The organism is Sinosporangium siamense, from assembly GCF_016863435.1.
Lineage (GTDB): Bacteria > Actinomycetota > Actinomycetes > Streptosporangiales > Streptosporangiaceae > Sinosporangium > Sinosporangium siamense.
The window spans coordinates 94,465-114,603 of the sequence record NZ_BOOW01000044.1 but is presented as its reverse complement, the minus strand read 5'-3'; the positions used below and the strand labels follow the sequence as shown (position 1 = coordinate 114,603).

At 69.9% G+C, this 20,139-nt stretch carries 16 protein-coding genes and 2 tRNA genes; 7 read left to right on the top strand and 11 right to left on the bottom strand.

Translation table 11 applies throughout. The features are described 5' to 3' along the window. Positions 1–425 precede the first annotated feature (425 nt). The 3 genes from Ssi02_RS32630 to Ssi02_RS32620 form a co-directional block, all read right to left on the bottom strand. The gene (locus tag Ssi02_RS32630; RefSeq protein WP_204031428.1) at positions 426–989 is read right to left on the bottom strand and encodes a DUF6461 domain-containing protein; all 564 of its coding nucleotides are present in this window, start codon (positions 987–989) and stop codon (positions 426–428) included. 93 nt (positions 990–1,082) lie between these two features. Next, positions 1,083–2,243, bottom strand: a complete 1,161-nt coding sequence (locus tag Ssi02_RS32625; RefSeq protein WP_204031427.1) for a hypothetical protein — start codon at positions 2,241–2,243, stop codon at positions 1,083–1,085. Beyond that, positions 2,240–2,740 (bottom strand): SigE family RNA polymerase sigma factor, encoded by a 501-nt coding sequence (locus Ssi02_RS32620; RefSeq protein ID WP_204031426.1) that lies wholly within the window; start codon positions 2,738–2,740, stop codon positions 2,240–2,242. The genes Ssi02_RS32625 and Ssi02_RS32620 overlap by 4 nt, the downstream gene beginning before the upstream one ends. Positions 2,741–3,023: 283 nt before the next feature. Here Ssi02_RS32620 and Ssi02_RS32615 point away from each other — a divergent pair, with 283 nt between their 5' ends. The 5 genes from Ssi02_RS32615 to Ssi02_RS32595 all read left to right on the top strand — a co-directional run bounded on the left by Ssi02_RS32615 (position 3,024) and on the right by Ssi02_RS32595 (position 9,260). Beyond that, positions 3,024–3,653, top strand: a complete 630-nt coding sequence (locus tag Ssi02_RS32615) for an alpha-ketoglutarate-dependent dioxygenase AlkB family protein (RefSeq protein WP_275410774.1) — start codon at positions 3,024–3,026, stop codon at positions 3,651–3,653. 192 nt (positions 3,654–3,845) lie between these two features. After that, the gene (locus tag Ssi02_RS32610; protein ID WP_204031425.1) at positions 3,846–6,329 is read left to right on the top strand and encodes a S8 family serine peptidase; all 2,484 of its coding nucleotides are present in this window, start codon (positions 3,846–3,848) and stop codon (positions 6,327–6,329) included. 319 nt (positions 6,330–6,648) lie between these two features. Then, on the top strand, positions 6,649–8,082 hold the full coding sequence (locus tag Ssi02_RS32605; protein ID WP_204031424.1) for a cytochrome P450: 1,434 nt from the start codon (positions 6,649–6,651) through the stop codon (positions 8,080–8,082). Positions 8,083–8,118: 36 nt separating this feature from the next. Beyond that, complete coding sequence (locus Ssi02_RS32600; RefSeq protein ID WP_204031423.1) at positions 8,119–8,871, top strand: SDR family NAD(P)-dependent oxidoreductase; 753 nt, start codon at positions 8,119–8,121, stop codon at positions 8,869–8,871. 23 nt (positions 8,872–8,894) lie between these two features. Next, complete coding sequence (locus Ssi02_RS32595) at positions 8,895–9,260, top strand: MerR family transcriptional regulator (RefSeq protein WP_204031422.1); 366 nt, start codon at positions 8,895–8,897, stop codon at positions 9,258–9,260. Between the two features lie 102 nt (positions 9,261–9,362). On the opposite strand, the gene Ssi02_RS32590 is transcribed toward Ssi02_RS32595, so the two are convergent. From Ssi02_RS32590 to Ssi02_RS32565, 6 genes are all read right to left on the bottom strand, one after another. After that, a complete protein-coding gene (locus Ssi02_RS32590; RefSeq protein WP_204031421.1) occupies positions 9,363–10,850 on the bottom strand; it encodes a DUF6297 family protein in 1,488 nt (495 codons plus the stop codon). A gap of 67 nt (positions 10,851–10,917) precedes the next feature. Continuing rightward, the gene (gene ccmA / locus Ssi02_RS32585; RefSeq protein ID WP_204031420.1) at positions 10,918–11,544 is read right to left on the bottom strand and encodes a heme ABC exporter ATP-binding protein CcmA; all 627 of its coding nucleotides are present in this window, start codon (positions 11,542–11,544) and stop codon (positions 10,918–10,920) included. Between the two features lie 208 nt (positions 11,545–11,752). Next, on the bottom strand, positions 11,753–12,967 hold the full coding sequence (locus tag Ssi02_RS32580; protein WP_204031419.1) for a hypothetical protein: 1,215 nt from the start codon (positions 12,965–12,967) through the stop codon (positions 11,753–11,755). After that, a complete protein-coding gene (locus Ssi02_RS32575; protein ID WP_204031418.1) occupies positions 12,964–13,476 on the bottom strand; it encodes a SigE family RNA polymerase sigma factor in 513 nt (170 codons plus the stop codon). The genes Ssi02_RS32580 and Ssi02_RS32575 overlap by 4 nt, the downstream gene beginning before the upstream one ends. A gap of 122 nt (positions 13,477–13,598) precedes the next feature. Continuing rightward, a tRNA-Cys gene (locus Ssi02_RS32570) sits at positions 13,599–13,673 on the bottom strand. Between the two features lie 28 nt (positions 13,674–13,701). Continuing rightward, positions 13,702–13,776 (bottom strand) — tRNA-Cys (locus Ssi02_RS32565). A 575-nt stretch (positions 13,777–14,351) separates the two neighbouring features. Between Ssi02_RS32565 and Ssi02_RS32560 the strand changes: the two genes are divergently transcribed. Beyond that, entirely contained in the window at positions 14,352–14,894 is a 543-nt protein-coding gene (locus Ssi02_RS32560; protein WP_204031417.1) for a DinB family protein, read from the top strand. A gap of 309 nt (positions 14,895–15,203) precedes the next feature. After that, on the top strand, positions 15,204–18,314 hold the full coding sequence (locus tag Ssi02_RS32555; RefSeq protein WP_204031416.1) for a hypothetical protein: 3,111 nt from the start codon (positions 15,204–15,206) through the stop codon (positions 18,312–18,314). Here Ssi02_RS32555 and Ssi02_RS32550 read toward each other — a convergent pair. Further along, positions 18,311–19,126, bottom strand: coding sequence for an ABC transporter permease (locus Ssi02_RS32550; RefSeq protein WP_204031415.1), 816 nt, complete (start codon positions 19,124–19,126; stop codon positions 18,311–18,313). The genes Ssi02_RS32555 and Ssi02_RS32550 overlap by 4 nt on opposite strands. Beyond that, positions 19,123–20,118: an ATP-binding cassette domain-containing protein gene (locus tag Ssi02_RS32545; RefSeq protein WP_239130195.1), complete on the bottom strand. Its 996-nt coding sequence runs from the start codon at positions 20,116–20,118 to the stop codon at positions 19,123–19,125. The genes Ssi02_RS32550 and Ssi02_RS32545 overlap by 4 nt, the downstream gene beginning before the upstream one ends. Positions 20,119–20,139 lie beyond the last annotated feature (21 nt).

Sequence of the window (20,139 nt, the reverse complement as noted above, 5' to 3'; positions counted from 1 at the left end):
TTCACCAGCGAAACGCGCCAAGGGTCACTTGCTTGACGACGCAGAGCGCCCTAAGGCTGCCTTCAGCAGTGTTCCAGAATGCGGAATGATGTCACGATATTCGGAACGGGCGGACCAGTCACAGGAGTGCGCAGCATGCAGAACCAGCTCCAGGCCCCTCGCGGATACTTCGGCACGTCACCCCGGGTGAGCTCACGCCTGACCGCCGTCTCATAGAGCATGCGCCACAGGGCCCGCTCCCTCAGAGGGATGTTGCGGCACGACAGCAGTCGTTGGACGGCGGCCTTGTCCACGGCTCCGGTCTCGTCGGGGTCTTCCCGCGGCGTTCGCGGTCGTGCGACACCGAGGAGGCGGGCCAGCGCTTGACGGTGCGGCACCAGGCCGGCCAGGAGCCGGCCGAGGGGGTGGCGTGGCGGGTCGTGGAACTAGCGTGAGGGGACGGTGCCCCACATGAACGTCAGACCCTTCACCAGTTGCTCCGTCACCCTGATCCCGGTCAGGTGCTCGACGAGCAGGAAGGCCGGCCCGTCGTAGAGCCGGGGAAGCGGCGGGTAGAGTCTGTCGAACTCCGCCATCGTGTCCATGAGCTCGTCCGGGATCTCCGTCAGATATCCCTCATCGCCGCCGAAGGCGAGTCTGATCTCGCCGTCCTCACACCAGTGGAAATATTCCAGGCACTTGACGCCGAGCGCGGCCTGGGAGACCAGGCGGGTGCCCCTGGAGAGGTCGATGATCACATCTTCGCGGGTGCCGAGCCAGTCGGGATCGAAAACGAACGTCCAATCGCCGACGGCGGCGACGCCGAGAGGCCCCTCAGGGCCCGGGTAGCGATCCGGGTCGTCGGGGAAGGGGCCCGGTGCGAAGTGCTCCCAGCGACCGCCGAGACGTGCGACCACCTGCTCGGGCGTGGCACGGACGTAGACGAAGCTGTAGCGCTCCTCGGAGTATTCGCCGCGGAGCCAGGAGACATCGAGAGGCTGCAAAGTCACGTCGCCATGATGCCGGTCGCCACCGACAGTCAGGGTCGAGGTCTTCGCCGTGGAGGCGAAGATCTCGGCGGACACGTATGGCGTTGAGATGGCCTAGCGTGTGGGTCGGTGATCCTCCTGCCAGAGCTTCACGTCGTTCTTGTCGTAGCCGACGATCTTGAAGCCTTCGGCGTACAGGTCGTCGGTACGCTGCTGTGTTGCGGCGAACATCCGGAAGCCGCCGATCTTCCACGGGTCGGGCCTGGTGCCGGCGCTCACCGATGTGCCGTCCTTGAAGGTCAGCGTGACGCGCTTGGTCGTGGTGCCGGTGATACCGAACCAGTGCTCCTTGTAGTCTCGAAGCTCCACCTTCATGCGCTTGCCGTCCATGTCGATCAGCGCCTGGTCGGGACCGCCTCTCTCGGTCACCGCCATGCCGGGTGAGAGAACGTTCATGGCCACGGCCTGCCCGTTCAGTTTCCAGATGAGGGTCATGTCAGGTGTCTTGTAGGGCCCGGCGTCGAGCTTGCCGGGCATCTCCACGGTGGGGCCGACCGGCTTGGCGCCTGCCTCGGGTGTCACCAGGGGCTGCGGCTGAATCCGCTTGATCATCTTGCCCTCGTCGTTCGCGAACTCCAACGCCGTCACCGTCTTGTCCGCGGGAACGGTCACGGTCCAGACAGCCTGAGGAGCGCCCTGCGGTGTCTGGAGCGTGCCGGTGATCCGGCCGCCTCCTGTGAGTACCGCCGCGACGTGGGCGACCTTGGCTTGTGCGGTGCCGTAGTGCAGCACTTTCCCCGTGGCGGGGAGCGGGAACGACTGGGTGGAGCCCTGATCTGTGGCCTCCTCGCCGTCGATCGGCTTGTCGCCGCAGGACTTCGTTCCCCCTCCGGACCTGGACTTGTACTCGTGGCAGAAGACGATGGCGCCGCTCTTCGCCCTGGCGTACCAGAACGAGATGGGTCGCCCCTCTGAGGGGTTGTCGATCGTCAGGCGCTTCCCGATGGGGGTCGTGTTCCAGACCGTGTTCCCAGAGGGAGGTTCGGTCGTGACCGCGGCGACATCGCCACTCTCTCCGGTGCCGCGCACGGCCATCACCGTGATCGGCGCGGCGATCGCAACGACGCAGACGCCCACCACCAGCGTGTTCCTGCGCATCCTGCGCCGCCTCGACCGGGACACCACCTCCGTGGAGAACCGCGGCGGGGGCTGTGGCGCACGTGTGGCGGCGCGGCCGAGCGACGCGCGCAGGCGGGACTCCAACTGGTCGCTCATGCGGGGCTCCCGTTGATCTCTGAGGGGCTGGGCAGAACGGAACGGAGCTTGGCCATGCCGAGAGACGCGTGGCTGCGTACGGTGCCCCGCGAGATGCCGAGCACATCGGCGATCTCCGTGTCGGACAGGTCCTCGTAGTAGCGCAGCACCAGCACGGCCCGCTGCTTGCGCGGCAGCGCGGCGAGCGCTTCCCACAGGCCGTCGTCGCTGTCGGAGGGCGGCGTGTCGAACCGTGCCGTCTCGGGTGCCGCCCACTCCGGCCGCTCGCGCCTGCGTAATCGCCAGGCGCTGATGTGCAACCTGGACATGATCATCATGGTGTAGCTCTCGGGAGCCTGTTTCCTTCGCACCCGCGGCCAGGCCTGGTGCAGCCGGATCAGTGCTTCCTGCGTGAGGTCGGCCGCGTCGTGCGGGTTGCCGCTGAGCAGGTAGCCGTAGCGCAGCAGGGCTCCGGCCCGTTCCGCCACGAACTCCTCGAAGCGGGGCTCGTCCTCCAATGACCTCTGCCTTTCCTCGTCCGTCCTGAGATAGACGGCTCGGGAGGTCGAACTGTTGAACGGGCGATCCGGCCGGGCACCGGCAGTATCACCTTTCACTGTCCGTCCACGGCCGGAGAGGCGTTGAGGACCGGCGGAGTTCCAGAAATTGGTGGACAGGCTTGTCAAGCAGGTGTTCTGCGACGGGCACGCCGCAGGCTGACGGGTCAAGCCGGCCGGCGGTCGCTACTCCCGGGAAAGACGGCAGACGTTGAGGTGGAACTACCGTGAGGGTGTGGGGAACGTGCGGGAGATAGCGCCGGGGGCCGTGCATGTGCCGGGGTGGCTGTCGATGGAGGAGCAGCAAGAGCTCGTGCGGTCATGCCGGGCCTGGGCGACGGGGCCGGTGCCGATGCGGCACACCGTGTTGCCGCGCGGGGGTGTCATGTCCGTGCAGACCGTGTGTGTCGGGTGGCACTGGCAGTCGTATCGCTACACGCGCACCGCGGACGACGTGAACGGGCGGGTGGTGGCGGAGTTCCCCGAGTGGATGGCCGAGCTGGGGCGGCGGGCGCTGAAGGCGGCCTACATGCGGGACCACGACGACTACCGGCCCGACACGGCACTGATCAACTTCTACGACGGCCAGGCCCGGATGGGCATGCACCAGGACAAGGACGAAAGGTCGGGCGCTCCGGTGGTGTCGCTGAGCATCGGGGACGCGTGTGTGTTCCGCTTCGGCAACACCGAGACCCGCGGGCGGCCCTACACCGATATAGGGCTCGACTCGGGTGATCTTTTTGTCTTCGGCGGCCCCTCCCGCTTCGCCTACCACGGTGTGCCGAAGGTCTTTCCCGGCACCGGCGATCCTGACACCGGCCTGGCCTCGGGCCGGCTCAACATCACCATGCGGGTGACCGGTCTGTCGGGTTAACCGGTATTTGTCACGCAGTGTCGCTTAGCGACATCTCCCGGTCATTATTGGATTTCCACTCCAATATCTCTATTTAATCGGTCCGAATACTCGACCAGTTAACGCGATCACTCCACTATCCTCTGCCTGGATTGTAAAGATCATTCATCTTTGCCCCCAGGTGGAGATCCCACCTGGCGTGAAGGAGATCGTGTGTTCACCTCCCCCCGACGGCGGCATGCGGTCCTGGCCGGGACCGTCGCCGCCTTATCGCTCCTCCTGCCCCAGAGCCCGGCGCAGGCCGCGCCCGAGCCGGTGAAAATCCATAAAGAGGTGCAAGCCGACCTGGCCAAGGACGACAAGGCCACGTTTCTCGTACGCCTCAAAGGCAAGGCCGACCTCGCCCTCGCCCGCACCGCCAAGAACAAGGACGACAAGGCCAAGCAGGTCTACCGCGCCAAGACCGAGCGTGCGGCCTCCTCCCAGGCGAGCCTGCGGCGCCTGCTCAAGGCGAAGAAGGTCCCCTTCACTCCCTTCTGGGTGGTGAACGCGATCAAGGTGACCGGCGACGCCGCCCTCGCCGCCGAGATCGCCAAAATGCCGGAGGTGGCCGGCGTCGAACCCGACCGGACCCTGACACCCCCCAAGCCGCGACCCGGCACGAAGAAGGCGGCCAAACTCAGGGCCCCGGTCGAGTGGAACATCAGCCGCATCGGAGCCCCCCGCGCCTGGAACGAACTTGGCGCCCGGGGCGACGGCATCGTCGTCGCCAACATCGACAGCGGTGTCGACTACAACCACCCGGCGCTCAAGGCGCAATACCGCGGGACAAAGGCCGACGGCACCGTCGACCACGGCTACAACTGGTTCGACCCCAGCGGCACGTGCACCGGTGGTGCTCCCTGCGACAACGACGGCCACGGCACCCACACCATGGGCACGATGGTCGGCGACGGCATCGGCGTGGCCCCCGGCGCGAAGTGGATCGCGGCCAAGGGCTGCGGCGCGGCGGGCTGCTCCACGGCCGACCTGCTCGCGTCGGGGCAGTGGATGCTGGCCCCCACCGACGCGAGCGGCCTCAACCCCCGGCCCGACCTCGCGCCCGACGTCGTGAACAACTCCTGGGGATCGGACGCCTACGACCCCTTCTTCGCCGAGGTGGTGCAGGCGTGGATCACGGCGGGCATCTTCCCGGCGTTCGCCAACGGCAACGCCGGACCGGCCTGCGGCACCGCCGGATCGCCCGGCAACTACACCTCGGCCTACGCCGCGGGAGCCTTCGACTCGGGCAACGCCATCGCGGCGTTCTCCAGCCGCGGCGCCGGTGAGGGCGGCGAGCTGAAGCCCAACATCTCCGCCCCGGGCTCCGACATCTGGTCGGCGGTCCCCGGCGGCACCTACGTCACCATGTCGGGCACCTCGATGGCCTCGCCGCACGTGGCGGGCGCGGTCGCGCTCATCTGGTCGGCCTCCGCCACGGTCAACGGCGACGTCGCCGCCACCCGCGCACTGCTCGACCAGACCGCCGTGGACGTCGCCGACACCACCTGCGGCGGCACCGCGGCCGACAACAACGTCTGGGGCGAAGGACGCCTCGACGCCTACGCCGCCGTGCGCAGCGTCTCCGGCGGCCAGGCCGGCGGCCTGCGCGGCGCCATCACCTCGGCCGGCTCGCCGGTGGCAGGCGCGAGCCTCTCGGCCGCCGGGCCCGTCACGCGTACGGTGACCAGCGGCCAGGACGGCGCCTACACGATGGCCAACCTCCCGGTGGGGGAGTACCGGCTCACCGCCACCAAGTTCGGCTACACCGACGCCACCGCGACCGCCACGGTGACCGCGGGCCAGACCGCGGTCATGGACCTGACGCTGACCGCCAAGCCGACCGGCGCGGTGACCGGCACGATCAGCGCCGACGGCGCACCGCACGCGGGCGCCACGGTGACGGTGACCGGCACCCGGCTTGAGGCCGTCGCCGACGCGTCCGGCCGCTACAGCCTCAGCCTGCCCCACGGCGACTACGACCTGAAGGTCACCGGCTCCGGCCCGTCCGGCCCCTGCCTCACCGAGGCCGCCGCCAGGGTCACGGTGGCGGGAGACGTGGCCAAGGACTTCACCCTGGCCGGACGCACCGACACCTTCGGTCACACCTGCAAGAGCGCCGCGGAGGCCTATGTGGCGGGCACGCGCAAACGCGCGCTCACCGGCGACGACACGACCGAGCGCATCACGCTGCCCTTCGCGTTCCCCTTCTACGGGCGCACCTACACGAGCGGCTGGGTCGCCAGCAACGGCTACCTCAACCTCGGCGCCAACGCCAGCGACTATGCCAACGCGTCGCTGCCGACGGGGATCGCCAACGCCGCGGCCGTCTACCCCTTCTGGGACGACCTGGTGCTCGACGCCCAGTCCGGGCTCTACACCGCCACGACCGGGACCGCGCCCCGCCGTACCTTCGTCATCGAGTGGCGGAACGTCAAGTTCTACGACGTGGCCGACCGCCTGTCGTTCTCCCTGCTGCTCGGCGAGGACGGCTCCATCGGCTTCCGCTACAAGGGGATCGCCGGCGACGTCACGGCCGGCGGCAGCGCCACCGTCGGCATCGAGGGATCGGGTGGCACGGACGCGCTGCAATATGCGTTCAACCGCCCGGCGCTCACGGCCGGGCAGGGCCTGACCTTCGCTCCCGGCCGCCGGTGACGCCGGCCTGCCGTCAATAACCGAGGGCCCGCCCCGCCGCTTCCGGCGGGGCGGGCCTTTTCCGGTGCGGGGGGTACGGAGCACCGCCTCACACGCGCACCGATTAACGTGGCCTGTTCCGTCGAAGACGGCTCGACCGTTACCTCGCGTTAAATCGCGACAATCGCCCCGTGAGCGCCATTTTTCGGGATAAAGCCATTTATGTTCCAGACATATTCGGTAACGGTCCAGACATACTCTGCCTGGGCGGTTGTGTCGTTCACCTAAGCCGGGCAAACATGAAATGGTGCCAAGCCCCTCCACCCCCTGGGAGAAGCACATGGACCCGGCCCCCCAGCATGCTCCCACCGCCAGACGCGCCACCGCCGGCACCGCCCCCGGAGCCCTGCCCCTGCTCGGCCACCTCGGGCGTCTGGCGGCCGACCCCCTGGCCTTCCTGCGCTCGCTCCCCGGCAGCGGCGACCTGGTCTGGGTGCGGCTCGGCCCGGTCCGCGCCCTGGTGGTCTGCGACGCCGGCCTGCTGCGCGAAATGCTGCTGAACGACCGGGTCTTCGACAAAGGCGGACCCCTCAACGAGCGTGTGCGCGAGTTCATGGGCCAAGGCATCGGCACCGTGATGCGCCCCGGCCACCGCCGGCAGCGGCGCATGCTCCAGCCCGCCTTCCACCGCGACCGCTTCCCCGGCTACGCCGAGGTCATGTCCGAACGGATCGGCGCCGAGCTCGCGAACTGGCGTGACGGCCAGGTGATCGACACCTTCGACCGCATGCTGGAGCTGGCCGCCACGAACGTCGCCCGCACGCTGTTCGCCGCCTCCACCGAGTCCGTCCTGGCCGAACTCAACCAGGCGATCGACCACATCGTCCGGGGCCTGGTGCCCCGCGTGCTCCTCCCGGCCCCGCTGAACCGCCTCCCGCTGCCCGCGGTGCGGCGCTACGAGCGGGCCCGCGTCAGGATCCGCCAGATCACCGGCGACTTCACCACCGCCTACCGGCGCGAGGGGACCGACCGCGGCGACCTGCTGTCGATGCTGCTGGCCGCCCGCGACGACGACGGCCGCCCGCTCACAGACGACGAGATCTGCGACGAGGTCACCACGCTGTTCATGGCCGGCATCGAGACCACCGCCACCACGCTGAGCTGGGCCATGCTCCTGCTCGCCCGCACCCCAGAGGCGCAGCACAGGATCGCCGAGGAGGCGGCTGCCGTGCTGGGGGACCGCACCGCCGTCTTCGACGACCTGCCGCACCTGCCCTACACCCGGGCGGTGCTCGTCGAGGCGCTGCGGATGTATCCCGCCGGGTGGATGCAGATGCGGCAGGCGACCGAGGACACCGAACTCGGCGGCCACCGCCTGGCCGAGGGCACCGTACTGATCTTCAGCTCCTACGTGCTCCACCACCGCCCCGACTACCACCCCGACCCCGGACGCTTCCGGCCCGAACGCTGGCTCAACGACACCGGCCGCGCCTCCGGCGCCGACCGGCTCTTCCACTTCGGCCACGGCGCACGCAAATGCATCGGCGACAACTTCGCCCTGACGGAGGCCGTGCTGACCCTCGCCACCATCGCCGCGCGCTGGCGCCTCGCCCCTCTCTCCACCGGCCCGCTGCGCCCCCGGATGAAGGCCAGCCTCGCCCCCGCCGACGCCCGGGTGCGCCTGATCCGCCGCACCACCCCGCCGGCCGACCGGCCCGCGCCCGCCACCACCGCGTGCCCGCATCATTCCGCCGCGACGACAGACACCGCTTGACCTTGACGCCTGCGTCAGGCTTGCACCCTGTACGGCATGAGCCACAACACCACCACCCGAGTCGTCGCCGTCACCGGGGCCGGCACCGGCATCGGCCGCGCGACCGCCCGCGCCTTCGCCGCTGAAGGCGCCCACGTGCTCGCCATCGGGCGGCGGGCCGAGCCGCTCGCCGCCACCGCCGCCGGCCACGACCGGATCACACCTCTGACGGCCGACATCACCGGCGGCGGCGAACCCGAGCGGATCGTGCGTGCCGCCCTCGACCTGCACGGCAGGCTCGACGTGCTGGTCAACAACGCCGGCGTCGTCGGCGCCGGCGGCCTCGGCACCTACACCCCCGACACGCTCAACCCCCAGATCACCACCAACCTCATCGCCCCGATCATGCTGACCCAGGCGGCTCTGCCGTACCTCGCCGAGGCGCGAGGTGTCGTCGTCAACGTCACCACCTCTGTGGGGCAGCGCGCCTGGCCCGGCAACCCCGTCTACGCCGCCACCAAGACCGCGCTGGAGCTGCTTACCCGCAGCTGGGCCGTCGAACTCGCACCCCGCGGCGTGCGCGTCGTCGCCGTCGCGCCCGGCGCGATCGACACCCCCATCGGCGACCACCAGGGCCTGACCCCCGAGCAGAAGGCCCAGGTGCGGTCGTGGCAGATCGCCAAGACCCCGGCGGGCCGGATCGGCCGCCCCGAGGAGGTAGCCTGGGCCATCACACAGCTCGCCGCACCCGCCGCCTCGTTCGTCACAGGCGTCGTGCTGCCGGTCGACGGCGGGGCGGTGATCGCCTGACGGAGGCTACGGAGGTGGGGCGGGTGCGGATCGGCGACGTGGCCAAGGCCACCGGCACCACGCCCCGTGCCCTGCGCCACTACGAGCAGGCCGGTCTGATCACCTCCGAGCGCGCCTCCAACGGCTACCGCGTCTACGGCGAGCACACCGTGGTCCGCGTGCGCAACATCCGCCACCTGCTCGCCGTCGGACTCACCCTCGACGACGTCCGCGCCTTCCTCCCCTGCCTCGACGGCGACGTCGCTGGCGCCCCGCCCTCCGCGCAGGGCCTGCGCATCGCCGCCGACCGCCTCGCCGCCCTCAACGACCGCCTGGCGGCCCTGACCGAGACCCGCGACCGCCTGGAGTCCGCCCTCCGCAGCGCCGGCGGCCCCGGTGGCCTGAGGTGAGGCCGGTGGGGGAGGGGCCGAGGCCCGTGTCCACCGGCACTTCGCGGCACCCGAGGCGTGCGCGGGCGGCGGTGGCGGAGGGGCCCAGCCGCCCGCACACCGTCATGTGAGCCGGACGCGCGCTCCGCGACCACCCGACCGCAGCACGAAGACGGCGAGCACCCCCAGCCCGGCCACGGCCTGGGTGAGGAGGAACGGCGCCGGACTCGCCGAGGGAAAGAGCGGCAGCACCAGCAGCGGCGCACAGCCCACCAACGCGAGATCGACACCCTTGCCCGCCCAGATCATCACTCCCATCGGGAGCGGGCCCCCAGGCGTCTGAATGACGGGCAACGAGTGGTCGATCGGCCCCCGCCCCGCCATGCGCAGCGCCGCCGCGGCCAGCGCGGGGGCGGCGAGCGGCCCGATCAGCCACCACGGCACACCCGGCAGCGCCCCGGCCAGGGCCAGCCCGCCCAGCGCGAACAGCAGCCACGTCGCCGCCATCACCCCGGGAAGTACGGCACGAGCCCCCATCACCCTGCGCGGATCACCCGCGAGAAGCCGCGCCAGCGAGGGATTGTCCCCGTCGCGGCGGGCACCCGTCGTGCAGATCGCGGCAGCCGTCATCGCGCCGCACAGCAGCACACCGACCGCGAACACCGACAACCCGCCACCGGCCTGCGCGGCCACGGCCGGCAGCACGGCCGCGCCGTAGAGCAGGGCGAGCCGCCCCGGACGCCGCCCCAGCCGCCGCCACTCCTGCCACGCCGTCGCCACCGCACCGCCGCGCACCGGCCACCGCCGCGAGCGTACGGCGCGGCCACGCCAGTGGTTGTCCTCGGCGGCCCAGGTCAGCATGCCCGGGTCCATCATCGCGGCGGCCGACGCCGCCCGCCCCATCCGGGCCGACGAGCGCATCAGGCCGCGCGCCGGCACCCGGTCGAGCGCCGCCCACGCCTTCCGCGCGAGCAGCGCCGCACATGCCGCGACCAGCCCCGCCAGAGCCGCCGCCCACTCGGCGGGCGCACCGGCGAGCCGCGCGGCGATGTCCCCGCCGTACACCGCCATGAGCACAGCTAACGCCGTGCCGGCCGCGATCAGCCCCAGCAGCCACGAATCCCACGAGTGCGAGCCCTGGCCGAGGACGGCCATGGCCATCCCGCCGACCGCGGCCCCCACCCCGAGCACCAGCGCCCCGGTGAGGCGCAGCACCAGTTTGTCCGGAGCCCCGGCCGCCGAGAGCAGCGCCAGCCCGAACACCAGCCCGCCCGCCGTCGCCACGGCCAGCAGCACCATCGCACTCCTGCCCAGCACCGACCGGCGCGGCAACGGCGACAACGCCAGCCAGGCGGCATCGGCCGCCGGCAGCACCACGGGGCCGATCGCACGCGCGAGAGCGAGGAACCCCACATAGCCCGCGGCGGCCAACGCCAGTCCCGCGGCGGCCCGCCCCGGATCGGCCTGCCGCACCAGCCCTTCGAGAGCGTCGGTGATCTGCTGCCCGCCGAGCATGACGGCCAGGCCCACACCGAAGAGCAGACTGTAACGCTCGGTCCAGCCCATCGGCTCCCCGCGCTTGGAACGCAGATAGGCACGCGCCGGGTTCATGACGTCTCCTCCCCGATGACAGGGCGCACACTGGGACGGCCGCGCCGTTTCCTGGATCGCACAGAATTCACGGTGTGGCCTCCAGGGTGACGACCCGTGCCCCGGTGTGCCGCGCGAGCCTCATGTCGTGTGTCGCCATGACCACCGCACCGCCCTCGCGGGCATAGGCGCTCAGGGTCTCCGCGAGCCGCTCGCGGAACCCCTCGTCGAGCCCGCGTTCCGGCTCGTCCAGCAGCAGAAGCCGGCTGGGCCTGAGCAGCGCCATGGCGAGCGAAAGCCGCTGCCGCTGGCCCGTGGAGAGCGTCAGCGGCGCCAGGTCCGCGCGGTTTGCAAGCTCGAACTCCGCGAGCGCCTCGTCGACCGTCAGGCGGGCACGCGAGTGCACAGCCTCCATCAGCTCCAGGTGCTCTCTGGTGCTGAGCCCCGGATACCAGGCCGGTTCGTCGCCGACCAGGGCGACGTCCCGCCAGAACGCGGGTGTGTCGGCCGGCGGGGCGTCGAGCACGTCGATGCGACCGGCGAGCGGGGGATGCAGCCCCGCCAGGCAGCGCAGCAGCGTCGACTTGCCCGCGCCGTTCTCACCCACGACGGCGACGATCTCGCCGGGTGCCGCGGTGAGATCGACTCCACGCAGGACGGGGGTGCCCCCTAACTCCACCTCGACGTCACGAGCGTTGATCAGTGCATGTGGCATGGCACGACACTAACGCCTGCTCCCGGCGGGCGTGCGCGTCCTCCTCGGCGCGGAGGCTTCGGACCAAACAGAGTTTGACCTGTTCAGAGAGCAGACGAAGGCCCCGTGGCCGACGTGTGCCCGGTGCCCGATGACCTCCCCTCCTCGGCCACCGGGCACCCTGCCCCGGCCGCCCTCACGCGTGCCCCAGGGGCACATGGGGGCGGCGTCACTTGATGGCGGTGAGATCCACCACCACCTGCCGCCCCCCGGCCTCGTAGCTGATCAACGACATCATGCGCTCGGCGACCTCGTCCCCCCGGAAGAAGTGGACCTTGGCTTTCATCGCCTGCCCGACGGTGATCCCGAGATCACCGCCACGCCGCGTGGCCATGTCGTAGAGGACAAGGCGATAGGTGTCCACACAGAGAAAGGCGAACCTGTCGAGTGCCGGCAGGAGCGGCCCCAGAGTTTGCTTCCCCGGCATCTCGTGCGCCCCCGACCCGTCACGGCGGCGGGTCCCGGCCTGATGTCCCAGGCACCAGGTGATCGAACACCGCAGCGACGCGTCCACGGGGCCGGTTCGCACCTCACCGGTCTTCAGGTTGTGCACCGAAGTGATGTCGGAACTGGAAGAACCCGACGGGTACGCCCACGGCCACCGCAGCAGTGTGAGGGTCTCGGTCCCGGGCATGCGCTGAGGAACCTCACCGCCGAAGGGCATCGTGAAGACACCGCCGCCCCCGGCGTCCGACCACACGACCTTTCCCTCGGCGATGGCGAGTGTGTCGACGCCCCTCATCGCAAGCACCGAAGAAGGCACGACCACGGACTCCGCCGGCCTGGGGAAACCACGGCCCGATGTGGCGATCTTGCTGGCGACCCCTCCGGTCGCGGGCACCACCCAGATGCCCTTCACCGATGACGTCCTGGCCCCGGAGATGGTCCACCAGGCCAGATATCCGTCGCCCATGACAACCGGCGAGGTGTAGGTCGTGTCCGGTGGCGGGAGGAAGTCCACCAACTGCTTCGCCGTACCCGAGGCGAGGTCATAGGACCACAGGACGGTCGCGTCCCTGCTGGTTCCCTTGCCCGTTCTTACCAGCAGGCTTCGTTTGTCGAGATAAAGCACCGGGGTGAAGGCCTGTCCGTTGGGGAGCTGCTTCGGAACCACACGCACCGCCTCCGGCCACATCTCCGCCACCGGGCGCACGACGGGGGCGGCCTCCGAGGTGCCGGTCGCGTGCCGCCCGTTCGGAAACGCCTGCTGCACCACCACGAAGGAACCGACGGACAGTACGGCTACCGCCGCGGCCGCCGCCAGAACCAGCCCGCCCGCGTGCCACCTCGCGGGTCGAGGTCGCAGAAACCGGTCGGGAGGAGGGGGGGCCTGCTCGTAGGCCATCTCCGAAAACGTCTCGCGCAGCAGGTCCTCGATGTTCATTGCAGTTCCCTCACAGCGTCCAACTCCGGAGCGGTCTTCTTCAGACGCTCCAGCGAGCGGTAGATCTGACTGCGCACCGATCCCACGCCGATCCCGAGCACGTGGGAGATCTCGGTCTCCGACAAATCCTCGAAGTAGCGCAGCACGAGCACGGTCCGCTGCCGGGACGTCAGCCTGGACAGCGCCGCACGCATCGTCAGCCGCAGGTCGGCGCTGTCGGCGTGCCCCTCGTCGGCGTGATCGGGGACGTTCCCCATGGCCGTCTCCGTCAGCCGCCCGCGGCGCCGCCACCGGCTCACCTGCTCGTGATACATGGCACGACGGACATATGCCTCGATCGCCGTCGGGTCGCGAAGGGTGGACCACTTCGCAGCGGTCTTCGCCAGCGCCGACTGCACCAGGTCCTCGGCCGCGTGCCGGTCTCCGGTCAGGAGATATGCGGTACGGAACAACGCCGCCGACCTGCTGATGATGAAGTGACGGAAGTCCGCTTCACATCGGGGATCCACTCGCCCTCCCTGCCATGTCACCTTGGAAAGACGACCGGGGCGGGGAAAACTATGCTCTCCGGACTCGACGACCTGTTCGGAGAGGGGTGCCGGCCCCGCCCGCGTGGGACGAGGCCGGTGTGTGGAGGCCGTGACCGGATTCGAACCGGTGTAGACCGCTTTGCAGGCGGTTCCCTGAGCCACTCGGGCACACGGCCGTGGGGGTGGGTTTGGTCGGGTGGTGTGTGGAGGCCGTGACCGGATTCGAACCGGTGTAGACCGCTTTGCAGGCGGTTCCCTGAGCCACTCGGGCACACGGCCGTGAGGGTGAATCCGGTCAGGCGTCGCCGATCACATCGAGGGCGGCTTGCTCGCCGTCGATTATCGGCCCTTGAGGGGCGTGGACAAGAGTGGTGAATCCATGAATTGACGAAATTGTTTGCGGCATGGCGGAATAAACCTTTTAGGGATATGGAAAGCATATCCGCGGAACGCGGTGAAATGGGTGCTGCGCGGAACGCGGGGAAATGGGTGCTGTGCGGAATGCGGAGAAGCGGGTGCCGTGTGGCGGCGGGGCTCGCCGGAAGACGGCGGGAACAGGCGTCGTGCGACGTGAAGGAGACCTAGCCGCTGCTCAGGCGCGACAACAGGCCGAGGTTTCCAGGGCACAGGTCGAGCGGGTCATCGTGACCGCCGTCTCCCTGTTCATCATCGCTCCTGGTGCCTCGGAGGGCCGTGAAACCCGGCCCTTGTGAAATCGATGGTAGCCATAAAAATGACATGCCGTCAATCGCGAAGGGAAATCCGGGATATTCCCCCGGTGCATTCCCGGTGCGGCGCACGGGCGACGGAAAACCGGTGGCACGGCCGCTCCGGCCGCTGGCAGGCTTGCGCGCGTGACTGCACCACGTGTTGACCTTCTCACCCGCCAGCTCGACATCGCCTGGGCCCTGTTCGACTATCACCTCGGTAAGGACCTCGACGAGCGGGTCTGCCTCTGGGAACCTGCCCCGCACTGCTGGACGGTGCGCCCCGACGCCGAGGGCCGCTGGATCGCCGACTACAGCGACCAGGAGCCCGACCCCGTGCCGGCGCTCACCATCGGCTGGGTCACCTGGCATATCGGCTATTGGTGGACGACCACCATCGGCCACTGCTTCGGCTCGGGGGCCCCCGCGCGCGAGGAGATCACCTGGCCCGGCTCGGTGCCCGCCACCGTCGACTGGTTGCGCGGCCTCCACGACGACTGGCGCGCCCACCTCGCCGACCTCACCGACGCCGACCTCGACTCCACCGACCGCACCGCCACCCTCCCATGGGGCCAGGGCATGCGGCTGGCCGACGTCGCGGGCTGGGTCACCGTCGAGCTGACCAAGAACGTCTCCGAGGTCGGCCTGATCCGCAACCTTTACTACGCCCGGGGCGGCGAGGCCCGGTGACCGATGGCGCCAGGCAGGAGGAAATTCGGCTGCGTTGGGGGAGCCCGGTGACCGATGGCGCCGGCTAAGAGGGACACATCACCCCCATATCGACGCGTTCGAGATCTGTAGCGGCGACAATCGACGTCGAAGCCTGCTCACGAGCGTGTCCGAGTGTCGGACCGGACGCCGCTCCGACGTCGACAAAGGGGGATCGCCGCAGTGTCTCCCGCCGGTTCCGAGGACCGATCCCCGGAGGAGGGCCGAACGCCCGGGGAAGGGCCGTCCGCCGAGGGGTCTGCCGCACCTGGTAAGCCACCGGGCAGGCCCTTGCCGGCGATCGAGGATCCCGCGCAGGCGTTGAACCTGGAGGTACACCGTGCCATCACCGCCCTGCGCGGTGACCCCGGGCCCGGCGGGCAGAGTGTGTTGCCGCTCTACGTCCGCCGTGCGCACGACCTTGAGCTTGAGCAGGTGGTGAACGAGGCCGAGGCGGGCGCCAGCCGGATCGCGGTGCTGGTGGGCGGCTCGTCAACGGGCAAGACGCGGGCCTGCTGGGAGGCGCTCGCGCCGCTGCGCCGGTCGGCCCGGCCGTGGAGGTTGTGGCATCCCATCAACCCGACCCGGCCGGAGGCCGCACTGGCCGGCCTGTCTCGGGTCGGTCCGCACACTGTGGTCTGGCTGAACGAGGCGCAGGACTATCTCACCCATCCGGTGCTGGGCGAACGGGTGGCCGCAGGACTTCGAGAGCTGCTGAACGACCCTGCACGCGCCCCCGTGCTGGTGCTGGCCACCCTGTGGCCCGACCACTGGCGTGCCCTGACCGACCGGGACGGCATCCACAAGGGCGGTCTCGCCGAGGGCGGCCCCTACAGGCAGGCCAGGGAACTGCTGGTCGACCACAAGATCAAGATTCCCGACGCATTCACCGACATCGACCTGTCCGTCCTCTCCGAACTGGCGGATGCCGACCCCAGACTCCACGAGGCCGCCGGCTATGCCGCGGAGGGTCGGATCACCCAGTATCTCGCCGGAGCCCCCGTCCTGACGGATCGCTACCAGGACGCCACCCCGGCGACCCAGGCCGTGATCCACGTCGCCATGGACGCCCGGCGCCTCGGGTGCGGGCCGTACATCCCGTTGATGCTCTTGGCGGAGGCCGCCCCCGACTATCTGACGGACGCGCAGTGGCAGCAGGCCGGGGACAACTGGCTGGAGGAGGCGTTGAGCTATCTCGCCGTCCCCTGCAACGGCATCCCCGGCATGCTGACCCGCATGCGTTCGACGCCCGTCCGATCGCCGCGCTCACCCCGGCACGGCTCGCCGATCACGACGGGGGATGGGCCGGGTTATCGGCTGGCCGACTATCTGGAGCAGTTCGGTCGCAGGCTTCGGGAGGCGGAGGTGCCGCCCGTCGGCTTCTGGATCGCGTCCGCCGCACACGCCGACCGGGCCGATCTGCCTCGTCTGGCGCAATCGGCCTACGATTGCGGTCTGTATCGCGACGCGGCGCAGATGTGGCGAACCGCCGCCGCCCATGGAGACGCCGTGGCCGCCGCACGACTCGTCCGAGTCATGCACGATCTCGGCCCCGCCGACGACCGCCCCGCCCGGTGGGCCGCCACCCGAATCTCACTCGGTGACGCCCGTGGGGTGAGTGCCCTCCTGCTCGCGTTGCGGGATGCAAAGGCGGACGGGCAGATCGAGGTGCTTCTGTCGCGGGATCCGGGTGCGAAGGCCGGGCTGGACGGACCATACGCCGTGATCGATCTTTTCGCCACCCTGAGGGCGTTGGGCGCGCAGGCGCAAGCCGTACTTCTGGCGAGGCGCGCCGCAGCGGGTGTCCGTCTGGACGACCGGTCCCCGGCGGTGTCGAACATCCTGCAGGCGCTGCTGTCGGCGGGCGAGCACGATGAGATCGCCGCGCTGGTGGAGCGTGCCGCCTCGGACGCGGCTCGCCGTGATCGGCTGGACATGGTCGCTCTCCTCGACGACCTGCGGAGATCGGGGGATGATCGAGCGATCGAGCTGGTGGCGAAGTGTGCCGGCCACCTCTACTTCCATGACGGGCACGACCGGGACGACATGGCGGAGTTGCTGGGTGTCGTCATGCGCTCAGGCACACGGGAACAGCTCGTCACGCTGGCCGAGCGAGTCGCCGTGGGCACGTCGCTGGGCAGTGCCTCGCATGTGTGCGCCCTTCTGGCCCTGCTGCAAGAGGCGGAACTGGCTGAATTCGCCAACGTGCTGCTGGCCCGCAGCCCGGCATCGCATGTGTTCCTCGACGACCTGCAGAGCGCGGGCGAGTTGCTGGCCTTTGTGCACTCGCTGGGAGCGCATGACCAGGCGGCGACCCTGATCGAACGCGCGGCCCGGCATGTGACGGCCCATGGATCGCACCGTGGCGCGGCCGAGTTGCTCTGCGGTCTGGCGCAAATGGGCAGTTTTCTTTATGGGCTAACCGAATGTGTCAGTGCTTACGTCATGACGAATCGGGCGGCTGATTTCCCCGCACTGCTTAGGAGGTTGTACGAGGCGGAGCCGGCGCAACGGTGCGACATGCTGGCCGAGTACGCCGTGACGTACATGCCCCTCGACAACGCGCGACAGGTGTCCGGCGTGCTCTACGAACTGGAGCTCTTAGGGCTGACGTCGTTGACGGCTGCGTTGCTGGCCCGCGATCCGGCGGCTCATGTGTCCGTCGACCACGTGGGCGACGTCGCCCGGCTGCTCCTTGACCTGCGAAGAGCGGAGGCGCACCAGCAGGTCGTCACGCTGCTCGCACGCCTTTCCGGCGCCGAGCCCTCCCTGGACGACCCCGATGAGGTGAACTCGTTGTTGACGGCCCTGCACGCGGTGGAGGGAGACGACCAGATCGCCGCCGTGCTGGCTCGTGATCCTGCGGCGCGAGTCGCCGTTGACGACTGCGCCAAAGTGGGCAGATTGTTGCGCGGACTGCAACAGCTCGGAGCCGAAGAGCAGGTCGTGGCACTGGCCGGACGCGCGGCCGCGTATGCCTCCCTCGACGACCTCCACAGCGTGACCGCATTGCTGGGGGATATGTGGTGGGTAGACACCCGTGATGAGGGCACCGCACTGGCACGGCGCACGGTCGAGAAGGCGGCGCCTGACACCTGGCACGGCGTGTTCGCGCTCGTGGCATGGTTGACGGGACAAGGTCTGAAGCGGGAGAGCGTCACACTGCTTCTCCGTGCCGCCGCGAGCCTTCCCCTCGAGCACATGCACCACGCTGACGGACTGGTCGCTGCCCTTCGCCACATCGAGGAGCACGAACTCGCCGCGGACCTGATCGCACGCCTCCCCGCGGGCAAAATGTTCCCTTTGTTCCTCAAACACATCGAAGCCCCCGGACGTTTCCACTTCGGCCGGGAACCCGACGGCACCCCCGCACCTCCCTGGAGCTGGGACGACCTGACTTAACCCCCGCTGGCCGGCAGCGGCCGACGGAACCCCATCACCGCCAGCACCGCCCCCACCACCGCGATCCCCCCGCCCACCAGCAGCGCGGGCGCCACCGCCTCCACCCCCGGCACCCCCAACGCCAGGGCCCGCGTCGCGTCGATCGCGTGCGTCAGCGGGTTGACCTGGGCCACGGCGGCGAGCCACGGCGGCAGGTCCGCCACCGGCACATACGCGCTCGACGCGAACAACATCGGCAGCACCGCGATCAACGCGAGGTTCTGCATCGGCTCGGCCCGCCGCAGCCACGCCCCCGCCGCGATGAACGCCCACCCGAGCGCCCAGCTGATGAACAGCGTCAACGCCACCGACCCCACGACCTGCGCCGCCCCCCCACGCGGCGAGTAGCCGAGCAAGGTGAGCGCCAGCACCATGATGACGAGCGCCTGTACGGCACTGCGCACAAGGTTGACCATGCTCCGCGCGACCAGCAGTGAACTCTGCGCGATGGGCAGGTTGCGGAGCCGGGGCACGATGCCGTTCTTCATGTCGTCGACCAGCCCGATGCCCGACTGCACCGCCGACTGGATGGCGTTGTCCACCAGCACGGCGGGCAGCACGAAGTCGAGGTAGGAGATGCCCTTGGGGAAGTGCGGCGGCGGCCCCATCTTGCTGAACACCTGGGTGAGCACGAACAGGATGATCACCGGCTGAAGCAGACCGAACAGGATGACCCCCGGGTCGACGGCCAGGGAACGCAGGGAGCGGCCGGTCAGGATCCGCACCTGAAGGAAGACCGAGCTGCCCCGCCGCCCGGCGACCATCTGGTTCATGCGTCCCGTCCCAGGGTGTGAAGGGCCGGGGAGGTGTGCCCGGCGAGGGTGAGGTAGACGTCGTCGAGCGTGGGTTCGCCGAAGGACAGTTCTGCGGCCTCCACTCCGATCTGATCGAGCACCCGGACGACGGCGGCGATGTCCTTGGACGCGCCGATGGGCACGACCACGACGGCGTTGGCGGCGTCCGTCACGGGCTCCATGGAGGCCCGGCGGAGTGCCTCGGCGGTGGCCGGCACGTCGTCGGGGCTGCCCAGGGTGAGGGTCACGGTGCGCTGCCCGACGGCGGCCTTTAACTCGGCGGACGTGCCGGAGGCGATGACCGATCCGGCCGACAACACGGTGACGGTGTCGGCGAGCCGGTCCGCCTCGTCCAGATATTGCGTGGTGAGCAGCACCGTGGTGCCGTCCTTGACGAGGTTCGCCACGATCTCCCACAGATTGAGGCGGCTCGACGGATCGAGCCCGGTGGTGGGTTCGTCGAGGAAGAGCACCTCGGGATGCCCCACAAGCGAGGCGGCCAGATCGAGGCGCCGCCGCAGACCGCCCGAATAGGTGCGGCTGCGCCGTGCCGCGACGTGCCCGAGGGAGAAGAGCTCAAGCAGCTCGTCGGCCCGTTCCCCGGCGGCCCGCCGCCCCGCCCCGAGCAGCCTGCCGATCAGCACCAGGTTGTCCCGCCCGCTCAAACCGCCGTCGACCGACGCGTACTGCCCGGTGACCCCGATCCGGCGCCGGATCTCCCAGGGTTGCCGCGTCACGTCGAACCCGGCCACCCGGGCACGCCCCGACGTGGGCCGCAGCGCGGCGGTGAGCACGCCGACCAAGGTGGTCTTGCCGGCGCCGTTGTGCCCGAGGAGAGCGAGTACGGTGCCCCGGGTGACACACAGGCTCACGGAGTCGAGAGCACGCACCGGGCCGTACGCCTTTCCGACGTCGATCGCCTCGATCACGGTGTCCCGGTCATGGTCCAGTGCGAACACGGACGAACTCACACGATCAACTCCGAGGCCGGG

Excerpts from the sequence above, each read along its gene's own strand:
- Ssi02_RS32625 (WP_204031427.1), bottom strand. The coding sequence starts at position 2,243 with ATGAGCGACCAGTTGGAGTCCCGCCTGCGCGCGTCGCTCGGCCGCGCC.
- Ssi02_RS32605 (WP_204031424.1), top strand. The coding sequence starts at position 6,649 with ATGGACCCGGCCCCCCAGCATGCTCCCACCGCCAGACGCGCCACCGCC.
- Ssi02_RS32600 (WP_204031423.1), top strand. The coding sequence starts at position 8,119 with ATGAGCCACAACACCACCACCCGAGTCGTCGCCGTCACCGGGGCCGGC.
- Ssi02_RS32590 (WP_204031421.1), bottom strand. The coding sequence starts at position 10,850 with ATGAACCCGGCGCGTGCCTATCTGCGTTCCAAGCGCGGGGAGCCGATG.
- ccmA (WP_204031420.1), bottom strand. The coding sequence starts at position 11,544 with ATGCCACATGCACTGATCAACGCTCGTGACGTCGAGGTGGAGTTAGGG.
- Ssi02_RS32580 (WP_204031419.1), bottom strand. The coding sequence starts at position 12,967 with ATGAACATCGAGGACCTGCTGCGCGAGACGTTTTCGGAGATGGCCTAC.
- Ssi02_RS32550 (WP_204031415.1), bottom strand. The coding sequence starts at position 19,126 with ATGAACCAGATGGTCGCCGGGCGGCGGGGCAGCTCGGTCTTCCTTCAG.